Annotated in this window: 19 protein-coding genes; 12 read left to right on the top strand and 7 right to left on the bottom strand. The window is 73.2% G+C overall.

Going from position 1 to position 23,984, the window contains the following annotated elements:
* Window positions 1-162: 162 nt before the first annotated feature.
* Window positions 163-606 (top strand): ATP-binding protein, encoded by a 444-nt coding sequence (locus ACN9MM_RS22685; RefSeq protein ID WP_426365375.1) that lies wholly within the window; start codon window positions 163-165, stop codon window positions 604-606.
* Window positions 607-846: 240 nt separating this feature from the next.
* On the opposite strand, the gene ACN9MM_RS22690 is transcribed toward ACN9MM_RS22685, so the two are convergent.
* Window positions 847-1,773 (bottom strand): cyclase family protein, encoded by a 927-nt coding sequence (locus ACN9MM_RS22690; protein WP_426365376.1) that lies wholly within the window; start codon window positions 1,771-1,773, stop codon window positions 847-849.
* 101 nt (window positions 1,774-1,874) lie between these two features.
* Between ACN9MM_RS22690 and ACN9MM_RS22695 the strand changes: the two genes are divergently transcribed.
* Together ACN9MM_RS22695 and ACN9MM_RS22700 are read left to right on the top strand one after the other, a co-directional pair.
* Window positions 1,875-2,807 carry an SDR family NAD(P)-dependent oxidoreductase gene (locus ACN9MM_RS22695; RefSeq protein WP_382863508.1) on the top strand — a complete coding sequence of 311 codons (933 nt, stop codon included), beginning with the start codon at window positions 1,875-1,877 and terminating at the stop codon, window positions 2,805-2,807.
* Entirely contained in the window at window positions 2,804-3,853 is a 1,050-nt protein-coding gene (locus tag ACN9MM_RS22700; RefSeq protein WP_426365377.1) for a Zn-dependent alcohol dehydrogenase, read from the top strand. Before ACN9MM_RS22695 ends, ACN9MM_RS22700 begins: the two co-directional genes overlap by 4 nt.
* A gap of 67 nt (window positions 3,854-3,920) precedes the next feature.
* Here the strand turns inward: ACN9MM_RS22700 and ACN9MM_RS22705 are convergent, their stop codons facing one another.
* Window positions 3,921-4,907: a GlxA family transcriptional regulator gene (locus ACN9MM_RS22705; protein ID WP_383671194.1), complete on the bottom strand. Its 987-nt coding sequence runs from the start codon at window positions 4,905-4,907 to the stop codon at window positions 3,921-3,923.
* 53 nt (window positions 4,908-4,960) lie between these two features.
* On the opposite strand from ACN9MM_RS22705, the gene ACN9MM_RS22710 reads away from it, so the two are divergent.
* Window positions 4,961-6,214 carry an MFS transporter gene (locus ACN9MM_RS22710; RefSeq protein WP_426365378.1) on the top strand — a complete coding sequence of 418 codons (1,254 nt, stop codon included), beginning with the start codon at window positions 4,961-4,963 and terminating at the stop codon, window positions 6,212-6,214.
* A gap of 143 nt (window positions 6,215-6,357) precedes the next feature.
* Window positions 6,358-7,671 (top strand): MFS transporter, encoded by a 1,314-nt coding sequence (locus ACN9MM_RS22715; RefSeq protein WP_426365379.1) that lies wholly within the window; start codon window positions 6,358-6,360, stop codon window positions 7,669-7,671.
* Here ACN9MM_RS22715 and ACN9MM_RS22720 read toward each other — a convergent pair.
* From ACN9MM_RS22720 to ACN9MM_RS22740, 5 genes are all read right to left on the bottom strand, one after another.
* Entirely contained in the window at window positions 7,661-8,269 is a 609-nt protein-coding gene (locus tag ACN9MM_RS22720; RefSeq protein WP_426365380.1) for a flavin reductase family protein, read from the bottom strand. The two genes, ACN9MM_RS22715 and ACN9MM_RS22720, sit on opposite strands and share 11 nt — an antisense overlap.
* A gap of 57 nt (window positions 8,270-8,326) precedes the next feature.
* Complete coding sequence (locus ACN9MM_RS22725) at window positions 8,327-11,899, bottom strand: hypothetical protein (protein WP_426365381.1); 3,573 nt, start codon at window positions 11,897-11,899, stop codon at window positions 8,327-8,329.
* A gap of 71 nt (window positions 11,900-11,970) precedes the next feature.
* A complete protein-coding gene (locus ACN9MM_RS22730; RefSeq protein WP_426368804.1) occupies window positions 11,971-12,690 on the bottom strand; it encodes an enoyl-CoA hydratase/isomerase family protein in 720 nt (239 codons plus the stop codon).
* 74 nt (window positions 12,691-12,764) lie between these two features.
* Window positions 12,765-14,987, bottom strand: coding sequence for an acetate--CoA ligase family protein (locus tag ACN9MM_RS22735; protein ID WP_426365382.1), 2,223 nt, complete (start codon window positions 14,985-14,987; stop codon window positions 12,765-12,767).
* A gap of 133 nt (window positions 14,988-15,120) precedes the next feature.
* The gene (locus ACN9MM_RS22740; protein ID WP_426365383.1) at window positions 15,121-16,284 is read right to left on the bottom strand and encodes a flavin-containing monooxygenase; all 1,164 of its coding nucleotides are present in this window, start codon (window positions 16,282-16,284) and stop codon (window positions 15,121-15,123) included.
* Between the two features lie 433 nt (window positions 16,285-16,717).
* Between ACN9MM_RS22740 and ACN9MM_RS22745 the strand changes: the two genes are divergently transcribed.
* The 7 genes from ACN9MM_RS22745 to ACN9MM_RS22775 all read left to right on the top strand — a co-directional run bounded on the left by ACN9MM_RS22745 (window position 16,718) and on the right by ACN9MM_RS22775 (window position 23,983).
* Entirely contained in the window at window positions 16,718-16,915 is a 198-nt protein-coding gene (locus ACN9MM_RS22745) for a hypothetical protein (protein ID WP_426365384.1), read from the top strand.
* Window positions 16,916-17,052: 137 nt separating this feature from the next.
* Complete coding sequence (locus ACN9MM_RS22750) at window positions 17,053-18,210, top strand: N-acetylneuraminate synthase family protein (protein ID WP_426365385.1); 1,158 nt, start codon at window positions 17,053-17,055, stop codon at window positions 18,208-18,210.
* The gene (locus tag ACN9MM_RS22755; protein ID WP_426365386.1) at window positions 18,200-19,003 is read left to right on the top strand and encodes an SDR family oxidoreductase; all 804 of its coding nucleotides are present in this window, start codon (window positions 18,200-18,202) and stop codon (window positions 19,001-19,003) included. Before ACN9MM_RS22750 ends, ACN9MM_RS22755 begins: the two co-directional genes overlap by 11 nt.
* Window positions 19,004-19,049: 46 nt before the next feature.
* Window positions 19,050-21,008, top strand: coding sequence for a transketolase C-terminal domain-containing protein (locus tag ACN9MM_RS22760; RefSeq protein WP_426365387.1), 1,959 nt, complete (start codon window positions 19,050-19,052; stop codon window positions 21,006-21,008).
* Window positions 21,009-21,063: 55 nt separating this feature from the next.
* The gene (locus ACN9MM_RS22765; protein WP_382863544.1) at window positions 21,064-21,738 is read left to right on the top strand and encodes an RraA family protein; all 675 of its coding nucleotides are present in this window, start codon (window positions 21,064-21,066) and stop codon (window positions 21,736-21,738) included.
* Entirely contained in the window at window positions 21,738-22,640 is a 903-nt protein-coding gene (rfbD, locus tag ACN9MM_RS22770) for a dTDP-4-dehydrorhamnose reductase (protein ID WP_426365388.1), read from the top strand. Before ACN9MM_RS22765 ends, rfbD begins: the two co-directional genes overlap by 1 nt.
* The gene (locus ACN9MM_RS22775) at window positions 22,637-23,983 is read left to right on the top strand and encodes a D-arabinono-1,4-lactone oxidase (RefSeq protein ID WP_426365389.1); all 1,347 of its coding nucleotides are present in this window, start codon (window positions 22,637-22,639) and stop codon (window positions 23,981-23,983) included. The genes rfbD and ACN9MM_RS22775 overlap by 4 nt, the downstream gene beginning before the upstream one ends.
* Window position 23,984: the final 1 nt, after the last annotated feature.

Raw genomic sequence — 23,984 nt, forward strand, 5'->3', positions numbered from 1 at the left:
TCGACTACCCGCAGCGTGCGTCGCACAGTATGGACCATGCGTACTCCTTCGCGCTGGAATATGCCCGAAGCGCTTGTTGCGGTGACTGTACGTCAACCATGCTGTCCCACAAGGGAATCACGTTCCGTAAAGGTGTGTCCGCCGGTTCGGATGGTGTGAGCGGTGCAGGTGCTTCAGGTTCAGTTGGAGGTCGGGCCGGACCCGGCAGAGGTGGGACGAGCCCGGAGGTGGGCCCGGTCACGGCTCGCCGGTTCGGGCATAGGGGACGACGAGCCGCTCGCCGACACGCTGGTGCTGCTCATCTCCGAGCTCGTGACCAACGCCGTGGTGCACACGGGATGCCCGGCCGTGCTGCGGATGCTGTTCCCCGTGGAGGGCAGCGGTGTGCGGGTCGAGGTCGCCGACGCGAGCGACCGCCCGCCGAAGCCCCGGCACGCGGAGGGCGACGACACCAACGGGCGCGGTCTGGAGCTGGTGGACGGCCTCGCGGACCGGTGGGGCTGGCAGCCGGAGGGCGTCGGCAAGAGCATCTGGTGCGAGGTGGACCGGGTCGCGCCGGTGTCGCCGGTGTCGGCGGCCCTGTCGCCCGGACGGGTGCGCTGTTGACGATTCGTTCCGTTTTGCCCACCCTGGGGTGAGCGATTCGTGGCGAGGGGAGCCGAGGGCCGTGGCCCTCGGCGTGTGCGGGTCGCGGCCGGGTGGCGGCGGGCCGTGCCGTGCTCGGGGCGCGCGCGAGCGCGCCGCCGCCCGCGCGAGCCCCCGGAGTTCAGGGGGCCTGGAGGATCGGGAGAGCGCCCGGAGTCCCTGGAGTCCCTGGTGTCCCCGGAGTTCCCGGTGTCCAGGGGGCTAGAGGATCGCGACCGGGGCCACCGGCGTGCCCGTGCCGCCGACGAAGGGCTCGGGCATCGCGGAGAGCAGGAAGGTGTAGCGCCCTTCTTCTGCACAGGCTGTGGACAGAGTCTCCAGATTCCAGTTCTGCCCCTGGAGCATGCCCATCTCGACCAGGTGGAGGCCGTGCACGGGCAGCCAGAGGTCCTCGATCTCGGGCGGGAAGATCTCGAAGGTGAGCGTGTCGTTGGCGACGGCCGCGACGTCGTGCGCGTGGAACCACTCCGGCGTGCGCACCGAGAGGCCGGGTGACGGGAAGGCGTACCCGTGCCGGTCCCCGGCCAGGTACAGCTGGATCTGCCCGGTCCGTACGAGCGCGATGTCCCCGGCCCGTACCGTCACGCCGCCGAACTCGGCCGCCTCGTCGAGGTCCTCGGGCGTCACGGCGTGGTCGCCCGGCAGCCGGTTGACGCCCTTCGCGGCGGCGACGTCCAGGAGGACCCCCCGGCTGACGATGTGACGGGCCGTGTGGATGCCGCTGAACTCGGAGCGGCCGTGCGGGGTGATCGAGGCGGCGGGGCGGCCGTTGTAGATGCGGCCCGAGTGGGAGACGTGCGTCAGGGCGTCCCAGTGGGTGCCGGCCTGGAGCCCCAGGGTCACGGCGTCGTCGCTGGTGGCGACCGTGCCGGGGCCGAAGATCTCCTGGTTGACCTGGACCATGACGTGGAGCGGGTTGACCCGGCCGGGGATCATGCCGGTCTGCACGCCGTCCTGCTTGAGGTCGACGGCGAGCGGGATGCGGCGGCCGGAGTGGACGGTGGCGGCGGCCTCCCGCACGACCTCGTCGGTGACGAGGTTGAGCGTGCCCCTCTCGTCGTCCTGGCCCCAACGGCCCCAGTTGTTGACGCGCTTGGCGATCTCGTGGAAGGCGGCGGGAAGAGACATCGGGGCCTCCGGGGTCTTGTTTTCCGGTATCTGACGGACCGTAGAATCCTGACGACGAACGAATCTAACGGACCGTCAGAAACTGCGGGAAGGGGCCGGGCATGGGGAACTTCTTGGCTGGCAAGGTCGTCGCCGTGACGGGGGCGGGGCGCGGCATCGGCCGCGCCGTCGCCCTCGCGTGCGCGGCGGAGGGGGCGAAGGTCGTCGTCAACGACTACGGCGTGTCCATCGAGGGCGGCGAGCCGACCTCGGAGGTCGCCGCGTCCGTGGTGAAGGAGATCGAGGCGGCGGGCGGATCGGCGGTGGCCGTCGCCGACGACATCTCCACCATGGCGGGCGGACAGCGGATCGTCGACGTGGCCCTCGCCGAGTACGGGCGGATCGACGGGGTCGTGTGCGTCGCCGGCATCCTGCGCGAGCGGATGCTCTTCAACATGTCCGAGGAGGAGTGGGACCCGGTCGTCGCCACGCACCTGAAGGGCACCTTCACCGTCTTCCGGGCGGCGTCCGCGGTCATGCGCAGACAGGGCACCGGCACGCTCATCGGCTTCACCAGCGGCAACCACCAGGGGTCCGTGGCCCAGGCCAACTACTCCGCGGCGAAGGGCGGGATCATCTCGCTCGTACGGAGCGCGGCCCTCGGCCTCCACAAGTACGGCGTCACCGCGAACGCCGTCGCACCGGTCGCGCGCACCCGGATGTCCGCGAACGTCCCCATGGAGCTCAAGGAGATCGGCGAGCCGGAGGACGTGGCGGCGCTCGTCGTCTACCTGCTGAGCGAGCGGGCGCGCGAGGAGCGGATCACCGGCCAGGTGTACACGATCGCCGGGCCCAAGATCGCGGTCTGGGCCCAGCCGAGGGAGCTGCGCGCCGGGTACGCGGAGGGCGGCGCGTGGACCCCCGAGCGCATCGCGGACTTCCTGCCGGGGACGGTGGGGACGGACCCGATGCCGATGCTGGCCCGTCTCGAGGAGATGGCCCGGGCCGCCGCCGCGGGCGAGCGCCCCAACGCCGGGAAGGAGAACGGCTCATGAGGGGCGTCGTCTTCGACGGGAAACAGGTCCAGGTCGTCGACGACCTGGAGGTCCGGGACCCCGGCCCGGGTGAGGTGCTCGTGGCGATCGCCGCCGCCGGGCTCTGCCACAGCGATCTGTCCGTCATCGACGGGACGATCCCCTTCCCCCCGCCCGTCGTCCTCGGTCACGAGGGCGCCGGGGTCGTCGAGGCCGTGGGCCCGGGGGTCACCCACGTCGTGCCCGGTGACCACGTCGCCCTGTCCACGCTCGCGAACTGCGGCGCCTGCGCCGACTGCGACCGGGGCCGGCCGACGATGTGCCGGAAGGCCATCGGGATGCCGGGGCAGCCGTTCTCGCGCGACGGGCAGCCGCTGTTCCAGTTCGCGTCGAACTCGTCGTTCGCGGAGCGGACCGTCGTCAAGGCCGTGCAGGCCGTGAAGATCCCCCGGGACATCCCGCTGACCTCCGCCGCCCTCATGGGCTGCGGCGTCCTCACCGGCGTCGGAGCCGTACTGAACCGGGCGAAGGTCGGCCGCGGCGACACCGTCGTCGTCATCGGGACCGGCGGCATCGGCCTCAACGTGCTCCAGGGCGCCCGGATCGCGGGCGCGCTGACGATCGTCGCCGTGGACACGAACCCCGACAAGGAGGAGGTGGCCCGCCGGTTCGGGGCGACGCACTTCCTCGCCTCCACCGACGGCGTACGGGAGATCCTGCCCACCGGCGCCGACCACGTCTTCGAGTGCGTCGGCCACACCGGTCTCGTCCGGACCGCGATCGACCTCCTCGACCGGCACGGTCAGGCGGTCCTGCTCGGGATGACCGCGCCGAAGGCGGAGGCGAGCTTCCTGCCGGCCGCGATGTTCCTGGACAAGTCGATCCTGGGCTGCCGGTACGGCTCCTCGCGCCCCCAGAAGGACATCGCCCTGTACGCGGAGCTGTACCGCTCCGGGGCCCTGCTCCTCGACGAACTCGTGACCCGGACGTACCCCGTGGAGGAGTTCGCCCGGGCGGCCGAGGACGCGGAACGGGGGAAGGTGGCGCGGGGGGTGCTGACCTTCTGAGGGGTACGGGCGTTCCGCGCGGGCCCGCTCCTCAGGCGGAGGCTGCTCCTCAGGCGGAGGCCGCTTCTCAGGCGGAGGCCGCCCCCGTGCGGAAGGTGCGGCGGTAGGACGTCGGGGTCACCCCGATCGCGGTCATCAGGTGCACCCGCAGCGACTGGGCCGTACCGAAGCCGGCGTCCTGGGCGACCCGGTCCACGGGCAGGTCCGTGGACTCCAGGAGGTGCCGGGCCCGTTCGACGCGCTGCTGGGTGAGCCACTGGCCGGGGCTGATGCCGACCTCGTCGCGGAAGCGGCGCGTGAACGTCCGTACGCTCATCGCCTCCTTCTCCGCCAGGTCCCGCAGCTGGATCGGCTCGTGGAGGTGGGCCAGCGCCCAGGCCCGCGCGGTCGTCGTGGTGTGGGTCCCGGCCTCCGGCAGGGGCCGCTCGATGTACTGGGCCTGGCCGCCGTCCCGGTGGGGCGGCACGACCGTCCTGCGGGCCACGTCGTTGGCGACGGCCGTGCCGTGGTCACGGCGCACCATGTGCAGGCACAGGTCGATCCCCGCGGCCACCCCGGCCGAGGTCAGGACGTCGCCGTCGTCGATGAAGAGGACGTCCGCGTCCACCCGCACGCTCGGGAAGAGGCGCTGGAAGTGCTCGGCGGACGCCCAGTGGGTGGTGGCCGGGCGCCCGTCGAGGAACCCCGCGGCGGCCAGGACGTACCCGCCCGTGCAGATGGAGACCAGCCGCGTGCCGGGCCGGATGCGCGCGAGCGCCGCGGCGAGGTCCTCGGGGAGCCTGCCCTCGTCGTAGACCGGCCCGAGCTCGTACGAGGCGGGCACGACGACCGTGTCGGCGGCGGCGAGGGCCTCCGGGCCGTGCTCGACGACGATCGAGAAGTCGGCGTCCGTCCGCACCGGACCGGCCGCCGGGGCGCAGGTCACGATCTCGTACAGCGGGCGCCCCTCGGGGTCCTTCGCGCGGCCGAAGATGCGGTGCGGGATGCCCAGCTCGAAGGGGAGGATGCCGGGCAGGGCGAGAACGGCGACGCGGTGCGGCGACGGCACGGGCAGCGGCCCCCTTCGTAAATTCAGTGGTGGTCCAGACCACACGCTGGTAGCTCTACTTGTCCGTGACGGACAACACCTACAAGTCTGAGGCCACCGGGCGGATTCCCGCCCCGGTCGAGCCGCCCGCGCTGTGGAACCGTAACTTCCGGCTCTTCTTCGTCGCCCGGGGGGTCGCCGTGTTCGGCGAGGGCATGGTCCCGGTCGCCTTCGCCGCCGGACTCCTCGGAGCCGGCCACTCCGGCTCCACCGTCGGCTACGCGCTCGGCGGCTGGACGGCCGCCTTCGCGGTCTTCGTGCTCTTCGGCGGCGTCCTCGCCGACCGGTTCACCGCCCGCCGGATGATGATCCTCGCCGACCTGCTGCGGCTGCCCGGAGCCGCGGTCCTCGCCGTCTCCTTCACGCTCGGCGGCCCACCGCTCTGGGCCGTGTACGCCCTCTCCGTGCTCAGCGGCGTCGGCGCCGCCCTCTTCCAGCCGGGCGTGGCCTCCACCATCCCCCGCATCGCCCCCGACGTGCAGCGCGCCAACGCCGTCCTGCGGGTCGTCGAAGCCCTCATGACCATGGCGGGACCGGCCGCCGCCGGCCTGCTCGTCGCCGTCTGGAACGCGGGCGCGGCCTTCGCCGTCAACGGGGTCACCTTCGCCGTCAGCGCCGTCTGCTTCCTGCTGATACGCCTCGCCCCGATCCCCTCCGACACCGCCCCGCGCGACTCCCTCGGCGCCGAACTCGCCGGAGGATGGCGGGAGTTCCGGTCCCGGAGCTGGCTCTGGGGCGTCATCTCCATCTGGACGGTGTACGGACTGACCGTCGCCGGACCCATGGTGCCGCTCACGGCGAGCCTGGTCACCGAGGACCACGGCTCGGCCGCATACGGCGTGCTCATGGCCGTCAACGGCGCCGGCAGCGCCGTCGGCGGCCTCCTCGCGATACGGCTGCGCCCGCGCCGGCCCCTCGCGGCGGGCGCGGTGGCGCTCACCGGCCTCCCCGTGAACCTGCTCCTGCTCGGCCTGGGCGCCCCGGTCGCGGTCCTCGGCGCGGGCCAGTTCATCGGCGGGGCGGCCTTCGCCTTCTGGCTGGTGATGTGGTCCACCTCGGTCCAGACGCACGTGCCGCAGGAGGCCCTGAACCGGATGCACGCGTACGACGTGGCCGGCTCGCTCCTGATGATGGGCGTCGGCCGCACCCTGTCGGGGCCGGTCGCGGCGGCGGTCGGCACGGAGGAGGTGCTGCTCGCGGGGGCGGGGATCGCGGTGCTCGTGGTGGCGGCGCTGCTGGCGGTGAGACCGATCAGGACGCTGCCGAGGGCCTGAACGGCGGGGCGGCGAACGGCGGGGCGGTGGCGCGGGCCGGTTCATCGGCGGGGCGGTGTCCCGATCCTTTGTGTCCCGATCCTTTGGAAACCTGTCATTCGGGCCAATGGCCGGGGGCGGGGCGGACCGGGATGCTCGATGGCATGGCCCAGACAACCGAGACGGTTACCCGTACACCCGCAGGACAGCCCCGCACCCCCCGCGTCCACCGCGCCTGGTTCGTCGCGGCGGTCACCTTCGTCACGATCATCGGCGCCGCGGCCTTCGCCTCCCTCCCGGGCCTGCTGATCGAGCCGCTGCACGAGGAGTTCGCGTGGTCGCGGGGGACCATCGGCTTCGCCGTCTCGGTGAACCTCGCCCTCTACGGCCTCACCGCCCCCTTCGCCGCCGCCCTCATGGACCGCTTCGGCATCCGGAAGGTCGTGGCCGTCGCCCTCACGATCATCTCCGCCGGGTCGGTCCTGACGGTGTGGATGACGGCGGCCTGGCAGCTCGTCCTCTACTGGGGCGTCCTCGTCGGCCTCGGCAGCGGCTCCATGGCCCTCGCCTTCGCCGCGACGGTCACGAACCGCTGGTTCGTCGCCCGCAGGGGCCTGGTGACGGGCATCCTGACCGCCGCGGGCGCCTCCGGCCAGCTGATCTTCCTGCCGCTGCTGTCCTGGCTGGTGGAACACCACGGCTGGCGCCCCGCGGCGGTGACGGTGTCCCTCGCGGCCCTCGCCGTCGTCCCCTTCGTGTGGCTGCTGCTCCGCGACCACCCGGCGGACGTCCGGCTCGCCCCGTACGGCGGGGAGTACGCCGACAAGCCCGCCCCCGTCACGGGCGCCGCCCGCCGCGCCCTGACGGTCCTCCTCAAGGCGGCCCGCACCGGCCCGTTCTGGCTCCTCGCCGGCTCCTTCGCGATCTGCGGCGCGTCGACGAACGGCCTGGTGAAGACGCACTTCGTGCCGGCCGCCCACGACCACGGGATGCCGGTCACCGCGGCGGCCGGACTCCTCGCGGTGATCGGCGTCTTCGACGTCGTCGGCACGATCGCCTCCGGCTGGTTCACCGACCGCTTCTCGCCGCGCCGCCTGCTGGCCGTCTACTACGCCCTGCGCGGCGTCTCCCTGCTGTTCCTCCCCGTGCTCCTGGCCCCCTCGGTCCACCCCCCGATGCTGTTCTTCATCGTCTTCTACGGGCTGGACTGGGTCGCCACCGTGCCGCCGACGATCGCCCTGTGCCGCGAGCACTACGGCGAGGACTCGGCGATCGTCTTCGGCTGGGTCCTCGCCTCCCACCAGGTCGGCGCGGCGGCCGTCGCCTTCGCCGGCGGGGTGGCGCGGGACGTCTTCGGCACGTACGACGTCGTCTGGTACGCCTCCGGCGCGCTGTGCGCGGCGGCGGCCCTGATGGCCCTGGTGATCCGCGCGCCCCGTCCGACGCAGGGCCTCCTGCCGACGACGGCTACGGGGTGAAGCTTCCGAAACGGCCCCGGTGGAAGAGCAGCGGCGCGCTCTCCTCCTCCGCGTCCAGGCTCTCCACCCGCCCCACCACGACCAGATGGTCCCCGCCCGTGTGGACCGCGGTGATCGCGCAGTCGATCCAGGCGGGCGCGCCCGCCAGGCGCGGGGAGCCGGTGACCGGCGCCGGGGTCCAGTCGACGCCCGCGAACTTGTCGGCGCCGCTGACCGCGAACGACCGGCACAGCGGGCCCTGGTCGGCTCCGAGGACGTTGACGCAGAAGGTCCCGGCCGCCGCGATCCGGGGCCAGGTCGTCGACGTCCGGGCGACCATGAAGGCGACCAGGGGCGGGTCGAGGGAGAGGGAGGCGAAGGACTGGCAGGCGAAGCCGGCCGGTCCGTCCGCGTCGAGGGCCGTCACGATCGTGACGCCGCTGGCGAAGTGCCCGAGGACCCGGCGGAACTCGCCGGGGTCGACGGGCGCCCGCTCGTCCTCCCGGACCGCGCGCAGGGCGGGCCGGGGCAGTGGTTCGACGGCCGTCGGTGCTCCGGCCGCTCTCAGGTGTCGGACGGCGGTGGCCGCCATCCCCGCGTGTCCCATCACACCGTCCATTGAAACTGACGGTGCGTCAGATGGGAACCCCTCGGGGACGACGGCCACGGCCTCCGGTCAGCCGGCGACGGCTCCCGTCGCCCGGGTCCAGGCCACACCGTTCAGGTGCCCGGTCCGCAGCGCCGTCACCCGGACGGTGATCTTCGTCCCGCGCTGGGCCTTGGTGAGCGTGAACGTGGCGCGGGTGGCCCCGCCGATCGCCCGCCCGTTCGCGTACCACTGGTACGCGTACGAGGTCGGCGCCGGCGTCCACGTGCCCCGGTTCAGGGTGAGCGTCCGCCCGACGCGGACCGTGCCCGTGACGTACGGAGCGGCCGTCGCCTTCGGGGCGAGCCCGGCCGCGACGGTGTATGCCGCGGTCGTGTACGCCCCGCTGAGGTGCCCGGTCCGCAGCGCCGTCACGGTCACCGTGAGCTTCTTGCCGAGGACGGAGGCGGCGGGCACGTACGACGAGGAGGTCGCGCCGGAGATCGCGACGCCGTTCGCCCGCCACTGGTACGTGTACGACGTCGGCGCCGGCGACCAGGTGCCGGCGACCACCGTCACCTTGCTCCCGACGCGCGCGGTCCCGGAGATGTACGGAACCTTGGTCGGCTTGGGTGCGATGCCCTTCACGACCACGGCGGGACTCACCGCTGTGACGACGGGATGCCCGGCCTTACGGGCGGTCACGGCCACGGACAGCTGCTTGCCCTGGAGCGTGGAGGGGATCGTGTACGTGGAGGCGGTGGCCCCAGCGATGGCGACGCCGTCGGCCCGCCACTGGTACGCGTACGACTCCGGCGCCGGCGACCATGTCCCGGCCTGCGCCGTCACCTTCCCGCCGATGACGGCGGTGCCGCTCACGGCGGGGGCGGCGGTGGCGCGGAGGGGCGCGACGACGGTGACGGTGCCGCGGGAGTACCGCACGCCGTCGTGCGTGAGCACGCTCAGGCTCAGCGCGGTGCGCGGGGCGCTCGTCAGGTCCAGGGAGACGTCCATGCTCCGCCGGTCGAGCGCGACGGAGACCGTCGTGGACCGGGCGAGGTAGCCGCCGCCGGAGACCTCGACCACGTCCTTCTCGTGCAGCGCGGCCCCGGTCACCCGCATCGTGATCTTCCCGGCGCCGACGGTGCCGGGGGTGACGGCGGTGACCGCGCGGGTCACGGTGCCGCAGCCGTACGGGCAGTACGCCGTCGCCCGTACGTCGGCCGGGACCTGTGCGGGAACCGACGGCAGCCCGATCACGAGCGTGGTCGGCCGGGCCGCGCCGCCGTAGCCGTCCTCGGACGGCACGCTGCAGCTGTAGTAGCTAGTGGCCCGGTCGCAGACGCTCTGGCCGGCCGTCCGGTCGTACAGCCACGGCGTCGGCGACTTCGAGAGGTCGAGCGCGGGCGCGAAGGACAGCTTGAGCCAGTCGTCCGACGCCGTCGGGAGCACCGCGCAGAGCGCCGGCTTCTGCTCGCTCAGCGTGCCGGCGAGCGGGCCGAAGCCGTAGGTGACGTCCAGAACCCTGACGCACTCGGGCGCGGGCCCCGCGGCGGTGCCGATGCGCAGCGCGTCGAGGCTGTAGGCGGGGGCGGTGGTGTCGCCCGCGCCGACCTCGACGATCGCCTGGTAGCCGGTGGACCCGGTGACGGAGCAGCCCGAGGCGAAGTCCTCGCACGCGACGTCGCCGTCTGCGTCGTACACACCGAATCCGGTCGCGCGCCCCGCCGCCGTGTACCGGGCGTTCAGATGCAGGGTGTCCCGCGCGTCGGCCGTGGTCACCTGGTGGCACAGGAGCGTTCCGGGCTCGGCGGGGACACCGGCCGCGGCGGGGGCGCCCACCGCCGTGGCGGGGGTCTCGACACAGCCGCGCGCGGTGCCGGTGACGTCCCGGCGGGTGAGGGTGTGCTCGGCGGGCCTGCCGTCGCCCCGAACGAGGACCGTGTACGAGAGGCCGGGAGCCAGGACGCAGTCGAGCTGGTCGTCCCCGTACGCCTGGTGGGCGCAGGCCTGCTCGCCGTGCTCGTCGAGGACGCTGACGTCGAGGGCCCCGCTGCCCGACACGCGGGCGAGGGTCATCAACTCGTGCGCGGAGTGGTCGTCCGCGGGGATCGTCAGGCAGTCGGCGAAGGCGTCGGCGCCGGTGCTCAAGGCCGCCCGGGGCGAGTCCGTGCCGAAGGCGCCCGCGGGGAAGGACCGGCAGTCGCTCGGCGTGTCCGTGCGGCGGACGACGAGTGCGTAGGAACCGGTGCGCACGCTCGTGTACGCCCTGTCCACGAGGGCGCGGTAGGGGGCCGTGCCGCTGAGGGCGCAGGTGCCCGAGGCCACTACCGGCTCGGCCCAGCAGAGGGGGGCGCCGGTGGCGTCGATGACCTCGAAGTCGGGCTTCACGCCGTCGGCGGAGGTGCTCGCCAGGATCGCCACGTGGGCGCCCTGCGGCACGGGCAGGGTCACGCAGTCGATCTCCGTGGGCGCGGTGAAAGCGCCTCGATGGACCTGGCCGGGCGACACGTCCTCACAGCCCTCCGCGGCGGAGGTCCGGTCGAGGATCCGCACGGTGTCGCCGGTGACCAGGGTGTACGTGACGCCCGCGGTGAGCGCGCAGGAGACCGTGTACTGGCAGATCCGTTCGGTCGGCGCGTAGACGCCGATCTCGCCGATGCCGCCGGACGCCGGGAGGCTCTCCAGGACGTACGCGCCCGTCACGGCCGGCGTGAAGGTCTTGCACTCGGCCGGAGGTGAGACCTCGGCCGGCGCGGAGCCGTAGGCCGTCACGCCCACGACCGCGCATCCCGTCGGGTGGGAGAGCTGCCGGACCGTCAGGGTGTACGGGACGGGGTAGGCGCCGGCGTTGGGGTCGAGGTGTGCGAGGACGCGGTAGCCGCCGACCCCGGCGGGCAGGACGCAGTCGTAGTTGACGCTGCAGAGCGGCTTGCCCGTGTCGTCGGTGATCCACGCCTTGACGTTGGCCGACGCGCGCGGCCCGAGGGTCGCGTGGACCAGCTCGCCCTGAGCGGCGGTGAAGGGGTGGCAGACCATGCCGAGGTCACCGGAGGAGGTGCCGGTCACCGAGGCCGTACCGAAAGCGGTGTCGGCGGGGTGGGAGCAGCCGGGGCCCGCCGTCAGCGGGACGACCGCGACCTGGGCGCTCGTCGAGCCGCCGCGGGTGAGGTCGAGCGTGTACGTGCCGGCGGCCAGCTGACAGGGGCTGCTGGTCAGCTCGGGGCAGGCGACCCGCGTCCCGCCGGAGAGGAACGTGAGGGACGAGATCCCGCCTTCCACGAGCACCTGGTGCAGGCCCGGCTTCTCCACGATGACCGTGAAGCAGGCGTGTCCGCTCTGGTCCACCACGATCGGGCGGGCCGCGTCGCCGGGGCCGTTCAGCGGGGCGAGGGGCAGGGCGGGGCAGGGATCGCCGGTCGGGTCCGGTGTCGGGGTCGGTGGGGGTGTCGGGTCCGCCGTGCGTTCCGGCGCCGGAGCCGTCGCGGGCTCGGACCCCGACGGGGGAGCCGCGGAGGACCTCGACGGGGGCGCCGCCGATGCCGCGAGAGCCGTGCCCGTCGGGAGCAGGGGGCCCAGGAGGGCCGTCAGCAGGGTGAGAGCCAGAAGCAGGGATCTTCCGGATCTTCGGGATTTCACGCGCGAGCGCGCGGAGTTGGGCATTCCGTTCCCCCCGGAGCGGTGTGTCGGGCATATGCGCGACACACCTTATGGCTCCGGTACGACACACTCCGCTACCGCCCCTCGTACCGCGCCTCCCGCCGCTCCACGAAGCTCGCCACCCCCTCCTGCGCGTCCCTCGTCGTCATGTTGATCTCCTGGGCCGTCGCCTCCGCAGCGAACGCGGTCGAACGGTCCACGTCCAGCGACGCGTTCACCAGCTGCTTCGTGAGGGCCAGGGCCCGCGTCGGGCCCTGCGCGAGGCGCTCGGCCCAGTCGCGGGCCGTCTTCGCCAGCTCGTCCGCCGGCACGACCCGGTTCACCAGGCCCATCTCCCTCGCCTCCGCCGCCCCCACCGCGTCGCCGAAGAACATCAGCTCCTTCGCCCGGCGCGGCCCGATCAGCCGGGGCAGCAGGTACGCGCCGCCGCCGTCGGGGACCAGGCCCCGCCGTACGAACACCTCGATGAAGCGCGCCGAGTCCGCCGCGAGCACCAGGTCGCAGGCGAACGCGAGGTGCGCCCCGATCCCGGCCGCGGTCCCGTTCACCGCCGCGATCACCGGCTTCTCGCAGTCCAGTACGGCGGAGATGAAGCGCTGCGCGCCCGCGCGGATCATCCGGGCCACGTCCCCCGCCACCCGCTCACCGGCCGTCGGCGCGCCCCGCAGGTCCGCGCCCGCGCAGAAGCCGCGCCCGGTGGCCGTCACCACCACGCAGCGCACCTCCGGGTCGGCGGTCGCCTCCGCGAGCAGCGCGATGATCCGCTCCCGCTGGTCCCAGGTGACCGCGTTCATCGCCTCGGGGCGGTTGAGCGTGATCCACGAGACACCGTTCTCGACGGTGTGCAGCACATCCGGCACGGGTTCTCCTATCGGCAGACCGCCAGCGCGTCCAGGGCCACCGCCCCCTGCCCGCGCGGCAGCACCATCAGCGGGTTGATGTCCAGTTCGGCGAGGTCGCCGTCGAGTTCGAGGGCCATCCGCTGGACCCGGAGGACGACCTCGACGAGCGCGTCGACGTCGGCCGGCGGCGCGCCCCGTACGCCGTCGAGCAGGGCCCGGCCGCGCAGTTCGCCGAGCATCGACCGGGCCTCGGGCTCCCCGAAGGGCGGGACGCGTACGGCCGTGTCGTCGAGGACCTCCACCAGGACCCCGCCGAGGCCGACCGTGACCGTCGGCCCGAAGAGTTCGTCGTGGGTCACGCCCACCACCATCTCGACCCCGCGCCCGACCATCTGGCAGACGAGGATGCCGTCGAGGTCGATCTCCTCGAAGCGGGCGATGTCGGTGAGCTCGCGGTACGCGTCGCGGACCTGGCTGGCCGAGGTCAGCCCGACCTTCACGAGGCCCAGTTCCGTCTTGTGGGCGAGCTGGGCGCCCGAGGCCTTCATCACGACCGGGTAGCCGACGAGCCCGGCGGCCCGGACGGCCGCCGCGGCGCTGGTGACGAGCTGCTCGCGCGGCACCCGTATCCCGTACGCCCGCAGCAGCTGCTTCGCCGCGTGCTCGCTGAGCCGCCGGCCGGGCCGCAGGAGGGCCTGGGCCTTGCGGAGGGACGGGGAGGGGGTGCGGGGGGCCTCGTCGAAGGGGGAGCGGTAGGAGGCGGTGAAGCGGTGGTGGTCGAGGTAGGCCTTCACGGCCCCGATGCAGTTGGCGAAGGTACGGAAGGTGGCGACGCGCGAGGAGCCGAGGAGGGTCGTGCGGTACGCCTCCTCCGTTCCGACCGGTGAACCCCACACGACGCACACCAGCTTGTCCGTCGCCTCGGCCGCGTCGACCAGGTCCTGGGCGAGTTTGTCGCTCATGGGCGGGAAGGGGCCGGTGATGGGACAGATCAGCACCCCGACCGACGGGTCGGCGAGGATCGCGTCGATGATCTTCCGGCCGCGCCAGTCGCCGACCGGGTGTCCGCCGTTGTCGACGGGGTTGGCGACGTTCAGGTACTCCGGGATCCACTGGTGGAGTTCGTCCTGTTTGGCCTGGTGGAGCGTGGGGAGTTCGAGGCCCGCCGCCGTGGCCAGGTCGGCGAAGTGGGCCCCCGTACCGCCCGAGATGGAGTAGACGACGACCCCGTCGGCCTGCGGCCGGCGCGCGCGGGCGAGGAGGGCCGAGGTGTCCTGGAGCTGGTCGAGGCCGTCGACCCGGATCACCCCGTACTGCCGCATGGCCGCGTCGACGACCCGGTCGGCGCCGGTGAGCTTGCCGGTGTGGGAGGCGGCGGTCCGGGCGCCGGTCTCGGTGCGGCCGACCTTCACGGCCACGACCGGGACGCCCTCGCGCGCGGCCCGGTCGGCGGCGAGGAGGAAGGACCGGCCGTCCTTGAGCCCCTCGACGTAGCAGGCGATGGCCCCGACCTCGGGCCGCCCGGCGAAGTACGAGAGGAAGTCGGCGGTCTCCAGGTCGGCCTCGTTGCCGGTGGGCGCCCAGTGGGAGAGGCGGACGCCGAGCTCCTGGAGGGTGAAGACGGGCCGTCCCTGGTGGCCGGACTGGGTGATGAGGGCGACGGCGGGGCCTTCGAGGTCGTCGCGGAAGCGCTCGAAGGCGTTGAGGTTGGTGTTGGGGCCGAGGAGGCGGAGCCCGGAGCGGCGGACGGCGGCGGCGAGGCGTTCCTGTGCGGCGGCGCCGGCTTCTCCGGTCTCGGCGAAGCCGGAGGCGAAGGCGACGGCGAACTTCACCTTCGTCTCGGCGAGTTCCTCGATGACGGGCAGCGGGTCTGCGACGAGGAGGACGGCGAGGTCGACGGGTTCGGTGAGTGCGCCGACGGACGGGACGCAGTCGATCCCGAAGACGCTCGTGCGGGTCGGGTGCACGGGCACGAGCCGGGCGCCGACCCGCTCGGCCCAGGCGAGGAGCTGCCGGGTGATGCCGGTGTTGGGCCGGCCCTCGGTGTCGGAGGCGCCGACGACCGCGACGGACTCGGGCCGGAAGAACCGGTCGAGGTCGGGGACGGGCGCGTGCAGCGGCCGCCCGCTGACGTCCAGGTCGCCGGCGACGGCGGTGACGCCGTGCACGGCGTCCCTCGGGGTCTCCCCGCAGGCGACCACGCGGGCGCGGAGATCGGTGGTGAAGGTGCCGTGAGTCGATCCAAGCATGTGTGTGTCGCCCGCCCTTCACCCATCCGTATACACCTGACGATCAGTCAGATTACAGAACTGACGCTCAGTCAGGAATGGGTGTGCGCCGAGGAGTCGTGCGACGGCCCCCCGGCGGTCGGCCCGGGCCGCTTCAACGGGAGGGCTTCGGCGCGCTCCGCGCGATCCGGCGGGCGATCCGCTCCGCGTCGAGCGCCAGCTCGCGGAACATCCCGCTGATCGGGTTCGTGAAGCCCGTGAAGTACAGCCCCGGCGCCTCGCGCGGGCTCCGCGCCCCGTGCGTCACCGGCAGTCCGCGCCCGTCGAGCACGTCCAGGTGCCCGAGCAGCGGCTCCAGGGCGCGCCGGTAGCCGGTCGCCGCGATCACCGCGTCCGGGGCGATCCGGCTGCCGTCCGCGAGAATCACCTCCCCGCCCTCGAAGCCCTCCACGGCCGCGACGATCTCGACCCTCCCCGCGCGCACCGCGTCGACGAGGCCGACGTCCTGCACGGGGATCGCGCCCTCCCGCTGCCGGGTGGCGAGGCCCTGGTCCGGCCGGGGCAGCCCGTGCGCGGCGAGGTCCGGCGCGGCGAACCGGGCGAGCAGCGCGCCCATCCGGTCCACGAGCGCCACCGGCAGGCGCCGCACCAGGATGCCGGAGCGCTGGGCGGGCCAGCCGAGGGTCGTGCGGCGCATGATGTGCGGGACGGTCCGCACCGCGAGCCGCACCCGGGCCGCGCCGCCGCCGGCGAGGTCGGCGGCTATCTCGGCGCCGGTGTTGCCGATGCCCACGACGAGCACGTCCTGGCCCTCGTACGGCCCGGGGTTCCGGTACGCGCGCGCGTGGACGAACGCACCCTCGTACGCGCTCCGCCCCGGCCACTCGGGCAGGTGCGGGGTGTGGTTGTAGCCGGTGGCCACGACCACCGCGCGCCCGGTGAGCCGGCGCCCGCCGGTGGCGTGCAGGACCCAGTCCGCGCCGTCCCGCTCGACGCGGTGGACCTCGACGCCGGTCACGATCTCCAGCTCGTGCTTCTCCGCGTACGTCTCCAGGTACCGGACGACGTCGGCGCGGGCGACCCAGCGGCCGAAGGAGCGGGGCATCCTCAGGCCCGGGAGGGCGGAGAGGCGCCGGGTGGTGTGCAGCCGCAGCCGGTCGTAGTGCGCGCGCCAGGAGGCGCCGACGGCGTCGGACTTCTCCAGGACGACGGCCCGGACGCCCCGCGCGCGCAGGGCGGCGGCGACGGCGAGCCCGCCGGGTCCGCCGCCGATGACGTACACGGGGTGGACGGGAGGTGCGGGGGGTGTGAGGGACATGAATCCTGAGCGTAATGACGTGTACACGCAGTGGGTCTCGGCCGAGAGGGGATTTCGGTTGCGAATCGGTCACGCGGGTAGGGGTGTTCGTGGCCGTCGGCTTCACGCTCGTGCGCCGCCGGACGGCCGGCCCCGGCAGCACCCTTCGCGGCCGTCGGCTTCACGCTCGTGCGCCGCCGGACGGCCGGCCCCGGCAGCACCGTCCGCACCGCCGACGGTGCCCCCCACCAGGCCGGTTGCGACCGCGTCCGCGCTGCGCGGGGCACGGTCGGCTGTCGGAAGATCCCGTTATGCCTCACCTTGAGGCTATCTCCTTGTTGCCAGGCCAAATGAGGACACCGCCGCGCGCCCCGCAGCCGCCGCCTCAGCTGTCAAGGTCGAGTCAACGCCCCGGCGAAAGCCCGGGGTCGCCGAAGGGGGAGACGTGAAGGCAATGCGTTCCAGAGCAATGACCACCCTGGCGGGTTCCGTGCTCGCCGGTGCAATCCTGGCGGCCGGTTCGGCGCTCGTCGTCGACATGAGCGGCCCGCCCGCCGGGGCGGTGTCGCTGGAGGCCTCCGTCATCCCCCGGGATCCGGGCTGGGACAGCATGCCCACCGATCCGGGCTGGGACGGCGCCCGCAAGGTCTGACGTCCTCGGCGTCCCGCGCGCCCGGCCCCGGCCCTCCGCGACGCCCTGCGGCGGCGGAGGGCCGGGGTCACTCACCCGTGCCCTTTTTGTAAGGGAATATCCACCCTCAGTAGACCGTCAAGGGATGGTGCTCAACCATGCGTGAATTCCAGATAGCCGGCCGCCGTGTCGCCGACGACACCGGCTCCTACGTCATCGCCGAGATCGGCCACAACCACGGTGGCAGCCTGGAGAAGGCCGAAGAGCTGTTCCGCGCGGCCGCCGCGGCCGGCGCCCACGCGGCCAAGCTGCAGAAGCGGGACAACAAGTCCCTGTTCACCAAGGCCATGTACGACCAGCCGTACACCGGCCGCAACAGCTACGGCCCCACCTACGGCACGCACCGCGAGGCCCTGGAGTTCGGACGCGCCGAGTACGTCCACCTCGCCGGGGTGGCCGCCGAGGTCGGCATCGACTTCTTCTCCACGGCCTTCGACCGCCCGAGCGTCGACTTCGTCGCCGAGCTGGACCTCCCCGCCATCAAGATCGCGTCCGCGGACGTGACGAACACCCCGCTCCTCGAGTACGCCGCCAAGACCGGCAAGCCGCTGATCGTCAGCACCGGCGGCGCCACCATGGACGAGGTGCGCCGCGCGGTGGAGACCATCCTGCCGCTGAACCCGCAGCTCGCCCTGCTGCAGTGCACGGCCGTCTACCCGGCCGCGCCGAGCGACCTCAACCTCGCCGTCATCGAGACCTTCCGCCGCGAGTTCCCGGACGTCGTGATCGGCTTCTCCGGCCACGACCTCGGCCCGGAGGCCGCCTACCTGGCGCACGCCGTCGGCGCGCGGGTCGTCGAGAAGCACTTCACGATGGACCGCACCCTCCCCGGCACCGACCACCAGTTCTCCCTGGACCCGGTCCAGCTCGCCGAACTCGTCACCGGCCTGGAGCGCACGCGTCAGGCGCTGGGCTCCCCGGTCAAGCAGTGCAGCTCCACGGAGGCGCCGGCCGTCCGCAAGATGGGCAAGAAGATCGTCGCGGCCCGCGACCTGCCCGTCGGCCACGTGCTGACGGAGGACGACCTCGCGTACCGCTCGCCGGGCGACGGCATGAAGCCGTACCTCTCCGGTCTCGTCGTGGGCCGCGCGCTGCTGATGCCGCTGCGCGCCGACGACACCGTCCGCATCCAGGACCTGGCGGACGCGGCCGACTTCCGCCCGCTGGACGAGATCCCCACCGGTGTCCCCGCGGCGGCCGGTACGGCCGGACAGGAGGCGCCGGCCATGGCGACGGAGGGAGTCGTTGTCCACTGACCTGCGCGGTGAGGTGGCCGTCGTCACCGGCGCCGCGGGCAAGCTGGGCCGGCTGTGGAGCCAGACCCTGCTGGCCGCCGGGGCGCACGTGGTCGGCCTGGACCTCGACGAGACGCCGCCGAAGGACGTGCAGGAGGTCGCGGACCGGGAGGGCAGCGGGGACTACGCCGCCGTCTGGGCGGACGTGACCCACCGGCCGTCGCTGGAACAGTCCCTGCGGTGGTGCCAGGAGCGGTTCGGCACGCCCACCATCCTGATCAACAACGCCGGCATCGACCAGCCGCCCTCCTCCCGGGTGGGCAACTTCCTCTTCGAGGACGTCCCCGAAGAGCTGTCGGCCATGACCCTCGACGTCAACGCCCTCGGTGCGCTGCGCGTCTGCCAGGTCTTCGGCTCGGTGATGGCGGCCCAGGGCCACGGCGCCATCGTCAACATCGGTTCGCTGTACGGAAACGTCGCACCGTTTCCGCCGCTCTACGACCACCTGGCCGGCGACCCGCCGTTCCTCAAGCCGCCCGCGTACGGCATGTCCAAGGCCGGAATCGGCGCGCTGAGCCGGTACCTCGCAGCCCTGTGGGGTCCGCGCGGGGTACGGGTGAACACCCTTTCCCCCGGCGGTGTGCTGGGCGACCAGGACCCGCAGTTCCGGGCGAAGTTCACCGACCGCGTACCGATGGGCCGGATGGCGCACCCCGAGGACCTCTCCGGTCCCCTGCTCTTCCTCGTCTCGGCCCAGAGCAGCTACGTCACTGGCCAGGAACTGCTCGTCGACGGCGGCTACACCTGCTGGTGATCCGCGGCCGCGAAGTCCCGGTGGCCCTCCTCCTACGGAGTCATACATGAACCTGCCCCTGAGCCGGGTTCCGCTCGCGGAGTTCGACCGCGTGCGCACCGGCATCGAAGACCCCTACGAGCGCACGCGCGCGTTCTCCGCGCTGTGCCGGATCAACACCCTCTACATGGTGATGCGCGCCGGCTCGGGCCACCTCGGCTCGAGCTTCAGCGCCGCCGACGTGGTCAGCCACCTCCTGCTGAACGAGATGACCGACCCCTGCACGGACGACGGCGACGTCTACTTCTCCTCCAAGGGTCACGACGCCCCCGGCCTGTACTCGGCCCTGATCGGCTTCGGCGCGCTGCCCGAGGACCTGGTGCACCGGCTGCGCAAGATGGACGGACTGCCCGGACACCCGGACGTGCACACCCCGTTCATGCCGTTCAACACCGGCTCGCTCGGGATGGGCATCTCCAAGGCCAAGGGCCTCATCCTGGCCGACCGGCAGCTCGGCCGCCGGCGCCGGATGTACGTCATGACCGGCGACGGGGAGCTGCAGGAGGGCCAGAACTGGGAGGCCCTGGGCAGCACCGCCCATCACGCGATGGGCGAGCTGACCGTCATCGTCGACCACAACAAGATCCAGTCGGACACCTGGGTCTCCGACGTCAACGACCTGGGCGACCTGATCGCGAAGTTCGAGGCGTTCGGCTGGGGCGCGTTGCGTGTCGACGGGCACGACCAGCAGGCCCTGGAGGCGGCCTTCCGCAAGCGGGCCGAGGCGTTCCCGGACCGTCCGGTCGTGATCGTCGCCGACACGGTCAAGGGCGGCGGCTGCGAGACCTTCGCCGCGACCTCCATGCCGGCGGACGAGTGGATGTACCAGTTCCACAGCGGCGCCCCGAGCGACGAGGACCACGGGTCGGCCCACGCCGAACTGGTCACCGCCGCCGACGAGATCCTGCGCCGCGCGGGCCTGGACCCGCTGCGCCTCGTGAGTGAGGCGCCGCGCGTCCCGCCGGCGCCGCCGTCACTGCGGCTCTTCCAGGCGTACGGCGAGGAGCTCGCGGCGCAGGCCGAGCAGCGGACGGACGTCGTGGCCCTGGACGCGGACCTGGTGCTCGACACCGGCCTGATCCCGTTCTCGGAGCGCCACCCCGACCGGTTCTTCGAGTTCGGGATCGCCGAGCAGGACATGGTCTCGGCGGCCGGCGGGATGGCCGCGGGCGGACTGCTGCCGTTCGTGCACTCCTTCTCCTGCTTCCTGCACTCGCGGCCCAACGAGCAGATCTACAACAACGCGACCGAGGGCCGGAAGGTCGTGTACGCCGGCGCGCTGGCCGGACTGCTCCCGGCCCAGCCGGGCCACTCGCACCAGGCGGTGCGCGACGTCAGCGCGATCGGCGCCATGCCGGGGACGGTCGTGCTGCAGCCGGCGAACGCCGCCGGCGCCCGGGCTGCCGTGCGGTACTGCCTGGACACACCGCACAGCGTCTACCTGCGGATCGCCAGCGTGGCCGTACCGGCGGAGGTCGACGCGCTCGGTGCGGAGGAACTGCGCACCGGCTTCGGCCGGATCGTCCGGGCCGGCGGACGCACGGTCGCCGTCGGCGCGGGGCCGGTGGTGCTGGGCCAGCTGCTGCGGGCCGCCCAGCTGCTCGAAACCGAAGGCATCGACCTCACGGTCGTGGAACTGCCGTGGCTGAACCGGGTCGACGCCGACTGGCTGGCCGGCCTCGCGGCCGACGCGGACCAGCTGATCGTGGTGGAGGACCACTACGTCAAGGGCGGCCAGGCGGACCGGATCGCCCGGACCCTGCTGGAGATCGCGCCCGCCGCACTGCCGTCCTTCCGGGGCGTCGGCCTCACCGAGGTTCCGCGCTGCGGCACCGACGAGGAGGCCCTCAAGGCCCACGGCCTGCACGCGGAGCAGCTCGCGCGGACCATCCGCGCGGAGGCCGAGGGCACCGGAACCCCGGGCCCGCTGGACCTCGCCTCCCGTGGGACCGTCCGCCGCGTCTGAGCGGCCCACTCCGGCAACACCCCTCCGAACACCCGAATCCCGAGGAGTACATCCCGTGAAGACCGTCTACAACGACGTCACCCGCCCCGCGGAGGACATCGTCCAGTCCTTCCGCGAGGTGACCGAGGAGTACAGCCCCAGCTGCCTCGTCACCGACGCCCGCGCCCGGGTGGGCGGCATCGGCGGCCTGCTGCCCGTCAAGCCCCACCACAAGATCGCCGGCCCCGCGCTCACCGTCTCGCTGTCCATCGACGACCTCGTCGACTGCATGCCGCTGCTCAGCCGCGCCAAGCCCGGTGACGTCATCGTCGTCGCCTGCCACGAGACCAAGCGCACCGCCATGTGGGGCGGCCTGATGTCGACCCTGTCGATGAAGGCGGGCATCGCCGGCGGCATCGTCGACGGCGCGATCCGGGACGTGGACGAGATCCGCGACCTGGACTTCCCGGTCTGGTACCGCAGCACCGTCCCGCGCCCCTCGCCCAGCGCGGTGCACGACCGCACCGAACCCGTGCAGTTCAACGTCCCCGTGGTGATCGACGGCCAGGTGATCGAGCCGGGCGACATCGTCGTCGCGGACGAGAACGGCATCGCCGTCGTGCCGAAGGACAGCGCCGAAGAGGTCCTGGAGGGCACCCGCTTCCAGATCGGGAAGGAGAAGACGATCCGCGAGAAGATCAACTCGGGTGCCACGCTGGCGGAGCTGCTCGCCGAGTTCGGACACCTGTGATGCGGCCGACGCGGATCCTCCTGACCGGTGCCGACGGGATGCTCGGCCGGGCTCTGACGGCAGCTCTCGCCGCGAGCCCGGCCACCCGGGACTGGCCGCTCCTCGGTGTGTCCCTCGCCGACTTCGACATCGCGGACCGGGAGGCGCTGGACACCTGCGTCGACGCGTTCGGCCCGGACGTGGTCATCCACACGGCCGCGCTGGCCGTCGTCGACACCTGCGAGACCTCCCCGAAGACGGCGATGCGGGTCAACACCGAGGGCCTGCGGAACATCGCCGCCGCCTGCCGGCGCCACGGGGCCCGACTGCTGTCGCTCTCCAGCGACTACGTCTTCGACGGCCTCGGCGCCCCGGCAGGCGGCTACCGGGAGGAGGATCTGCCCAACCCGCTCAGCGTCTACGGACTGACCAAGGTCGCGGGCGAGCGGATCTGCTCCCTCGTCCCCGGACACCTCAGCATCCGGACCTCCTGGCTCTTCGGAGGTACGGACGAAGGGGTGGACGTGGTCCTCGCGGCGGTGCGGCAGCTGCGCCGTGGCGAGGCCCCCCGGCTGATCCACGACCAGTTCAGCCTGCCGACGTACACCGCCGACCTGGCCGACGCGCTGGTCTTCCTCCTGACCCGCGAGACGCCGGTCACCGGCACCGTGCACATCGCCAACAGCGGCACCGCGAGCTGGTACGAGGTGGGCAGGGAGATCCGCGCCGTGCTCGGCACCGGACCGCAGCCGCTGCCGCTGCCCATGGCGGAGTGCGGGTTCATCGGCGGCCGGCCCGTCGACTCCACCCTCAGCACCGCGCGGCTGGCCGGGCTCGGTCTGGTCCTGCCGCACTGGCGGGACGCCCTGCACCGCTTCCTTGCCGACCTCCCCGCCGACGCCCCCGAGGACGCCGTGAGATGAACACCCGACACCGCTGGCGCACCTGGTCCCACGCGGCCGAGTGCAGCCCGCTGCAGCTGACCCGGCCGGAGACGGAGGACGGCATAGCCGAGGCCGTGGCGCGGGCCGCCCGCGAGGACCTGGTCCTCCGGGCGGCCGGCACCGGCCACTCCTTCAACGGACTGGTGACCACCGACGACGCGCTGGTGGACCTCACCCGCTACCGGGGTGTCGTGGCCGTCGACCACGACACCCCGTCGGTCACCGTCCGGGCCGGCACCCGGCTCGGCGAGCTGGCCGCCGCCCTGCACCGCGAGGGACTGGCCCTGCCCAACATCGGCACCCTCGCCGAGCAGACGGTGGCCGGCGCGATCTCCACCGGCAACCACGGCACCGGGCTCGCCCACCCGCCGCTGGCGGCCGAGGTCCTGGCCGTACGCCTGGTGGACGCCGAGGGCGAGGTGCGCCGGCTGACCCGGGAGGATCCCGAGCTCCTGGACTGCGCCCGCGTCTCCCTCGGCGCCCTGGGCGTGCTGTCCACGATCACCCTGCGCTGCGTCCCGGCGTACAACCTGCGCGCGGTCTCCGGGAGCGAACCGCTGGACGCCGTCCTGGAGCGGTTCGGGCAGTGGGCCGGCAGCGCCGACCACGTGACCCTGTCCTGGCAGCCCTGGGGCGACACGGCGGGCACACTGGCCTGCCACCGCACCACCGAGCCCGTCACCTCCGGCGGGGACCGGCGGCGCTACCGGACCACGGCCGGCGAGCTGTGGGCCGGGGCGCTGGGACTCGCCGGAGCGGGCGTTCCCGCGGCGGTACCGAGGCTGACGGGCTGGTTCCCGGGCGGCGACACTGGTCCGTACACCGGGACCGGGCACCGGGTCCACACCTTCCCGCAGCCGGTGCGGTTCCACGCCCTGGAGCACGCGCTGCCGCTGGCACGGGTGCCCGAGGCCCTGCGCGCCCTGCGGCCCGCGCTGCGCGGCCGCGGCATCCACTCCCCGTACTCGGTGCTGGTGCGCGTCGGCGCCGGCGACGACGCCCCGCTCAGCCCCGCGTACGGCGGACCCACCGGCTATGTGAACCTCACCGTTCCCCGGAGCGCCCGCTACCGGGTGCTGCTGCGCACGGTCGAGGCCGTCATGCGCGAGCACGGCGGCCGGCCGCACTGGGGCAAGGCGCACACCGCGGACGCGGCGGTCCTCGCCGGACGCTACCCGCGCTGGGACGACTTCCAGCGCGTACGGGCGCAGCTGGACCCGAAGGGCCGCTTCACCAGCGACTACATCCGACGCGTACTGGGTCCGGTGCGGGACCCGGCCCCGGCCGCCGCCCCGGCAGCCGCGGGGGAAAGGGCCCGGTGAC

This window comes from Streptomyces sp. E-08 (genome assembly GCF_049913095.1).
GTDB lineage: Bacteria > Actinomycetota > Actinomycetes > Streptomycetales > Streptomycetaceae > Streptomyces.

What these genes read in the sequence shown, in the direction of transcription:
- ACN9MM_RS22740 (WP_426365383.1), bottom strand. Translation starts at nt 16,284, where the DNA reads ATGTCCCTCACACCCCCCGCACCTCCCGTCCACCCCGTGTACGTCATC.
- ACN9MM_RS22775 (WP_426365389.1), top strand. Translation starts at nt 22,637, where the DNA reads ATGAACACCCGACACCGCTGGCGCACCTGGTCCCACGCGGCCGAGTGC.
- rfbD (WP_426365388.1), top strand. Translation starts at nt 21,738, where the DNA reads ATGCGGCCGACGCGGATCCTCCTGACCGGTGCCGACGGGATGCTCGGC.
- ACN9MM_RS22730 (WP_426368804.1), bottom strand. Translation starts at nt 12,690, where the DNA reads ATGAACGCGGTCACCTGGGACCAGCGGGAGCGGATCATCGCGCTGCTC.
- ACN9MM_RS22695 (WP_382863508.1), top strand. Translation starts at nt 1,875, where the DNA reads ATGGGGAACTTCTTGGCTGGCAAGGTCGTCGCCGTGACGGGGGCGGGG.
- ACN9MM_RS22760 (WP_426365387.1), top strand. Translation starts at nt 19,050, where the DNA reads ATGAACCTGCCCCTGAGCCGGGTTCCGCTCGCGGAGTTCGACCGCGTG.
- ACN9MM_RS22715 (WP_426365379.1), top strand. Translation starts at nt 6,358, where the DNA reads ATGGCCCAGACAACCGAGACGGTTACCCGTACACCCGCAGGACAGCCC.
- ACN9MM_RS22745 (WP_426365384.1), top strand. Translation starts at nt 16,718, where the DNA reads ATGCGTTCCAGAGCAATGACCACCCTGGCGGGTTCCGTGCTCGCCGGT.
- ACN9MM_RS22720 (WP_426365380.1), bottom strand. Translation starts at nt 8,269, where the DNA reads ATGGACGGTGTGATGGGACACGCGGGGATGGCGGCCACCGCCGTCCGA.
- ACN9MM_RS22750 (WP_426365385.1), top strand. Translation starts at nt 17,053, where the DNA reads ATGCGTGAATTCCAGATAGCCGGCCGCCGTGTCGCCGACGACACCGGC.
- ACN9MM_RS22700 (WP_426365377.1), top strand. Translation starts at nt 2,804, where the DNA reads ATGAGGGGCGTCGTCTTCGACGGGAAACAGGTCCAGGTCGTCGACGAC.
- ACN9MM_RS22725 (WP_426365381.1), bottom strand. Translation starts at nt 11,899, where the DNA reads ATGCCCAACTCCGCGCGCTCGCGCGTGAAATCCCGAAGATCCGGAAGA.
- ACN9MM_RS22735 (WP_426365382.1), bottom strand. Translation starts at nt 14,987, where the DNA reads ATGCTTGGATCGACTCACGGCACCTTCACCACCGATCTCCGCGCCCGC.
- ACN9MM_RS22690 (WP_426365376.1), bottom strand. Translation starts at nt 1,773, where the DNA reads ATGTCTCTTCCCGCCGCCTTCCACGAGATCGCCAAGCGCGTCAACAAC.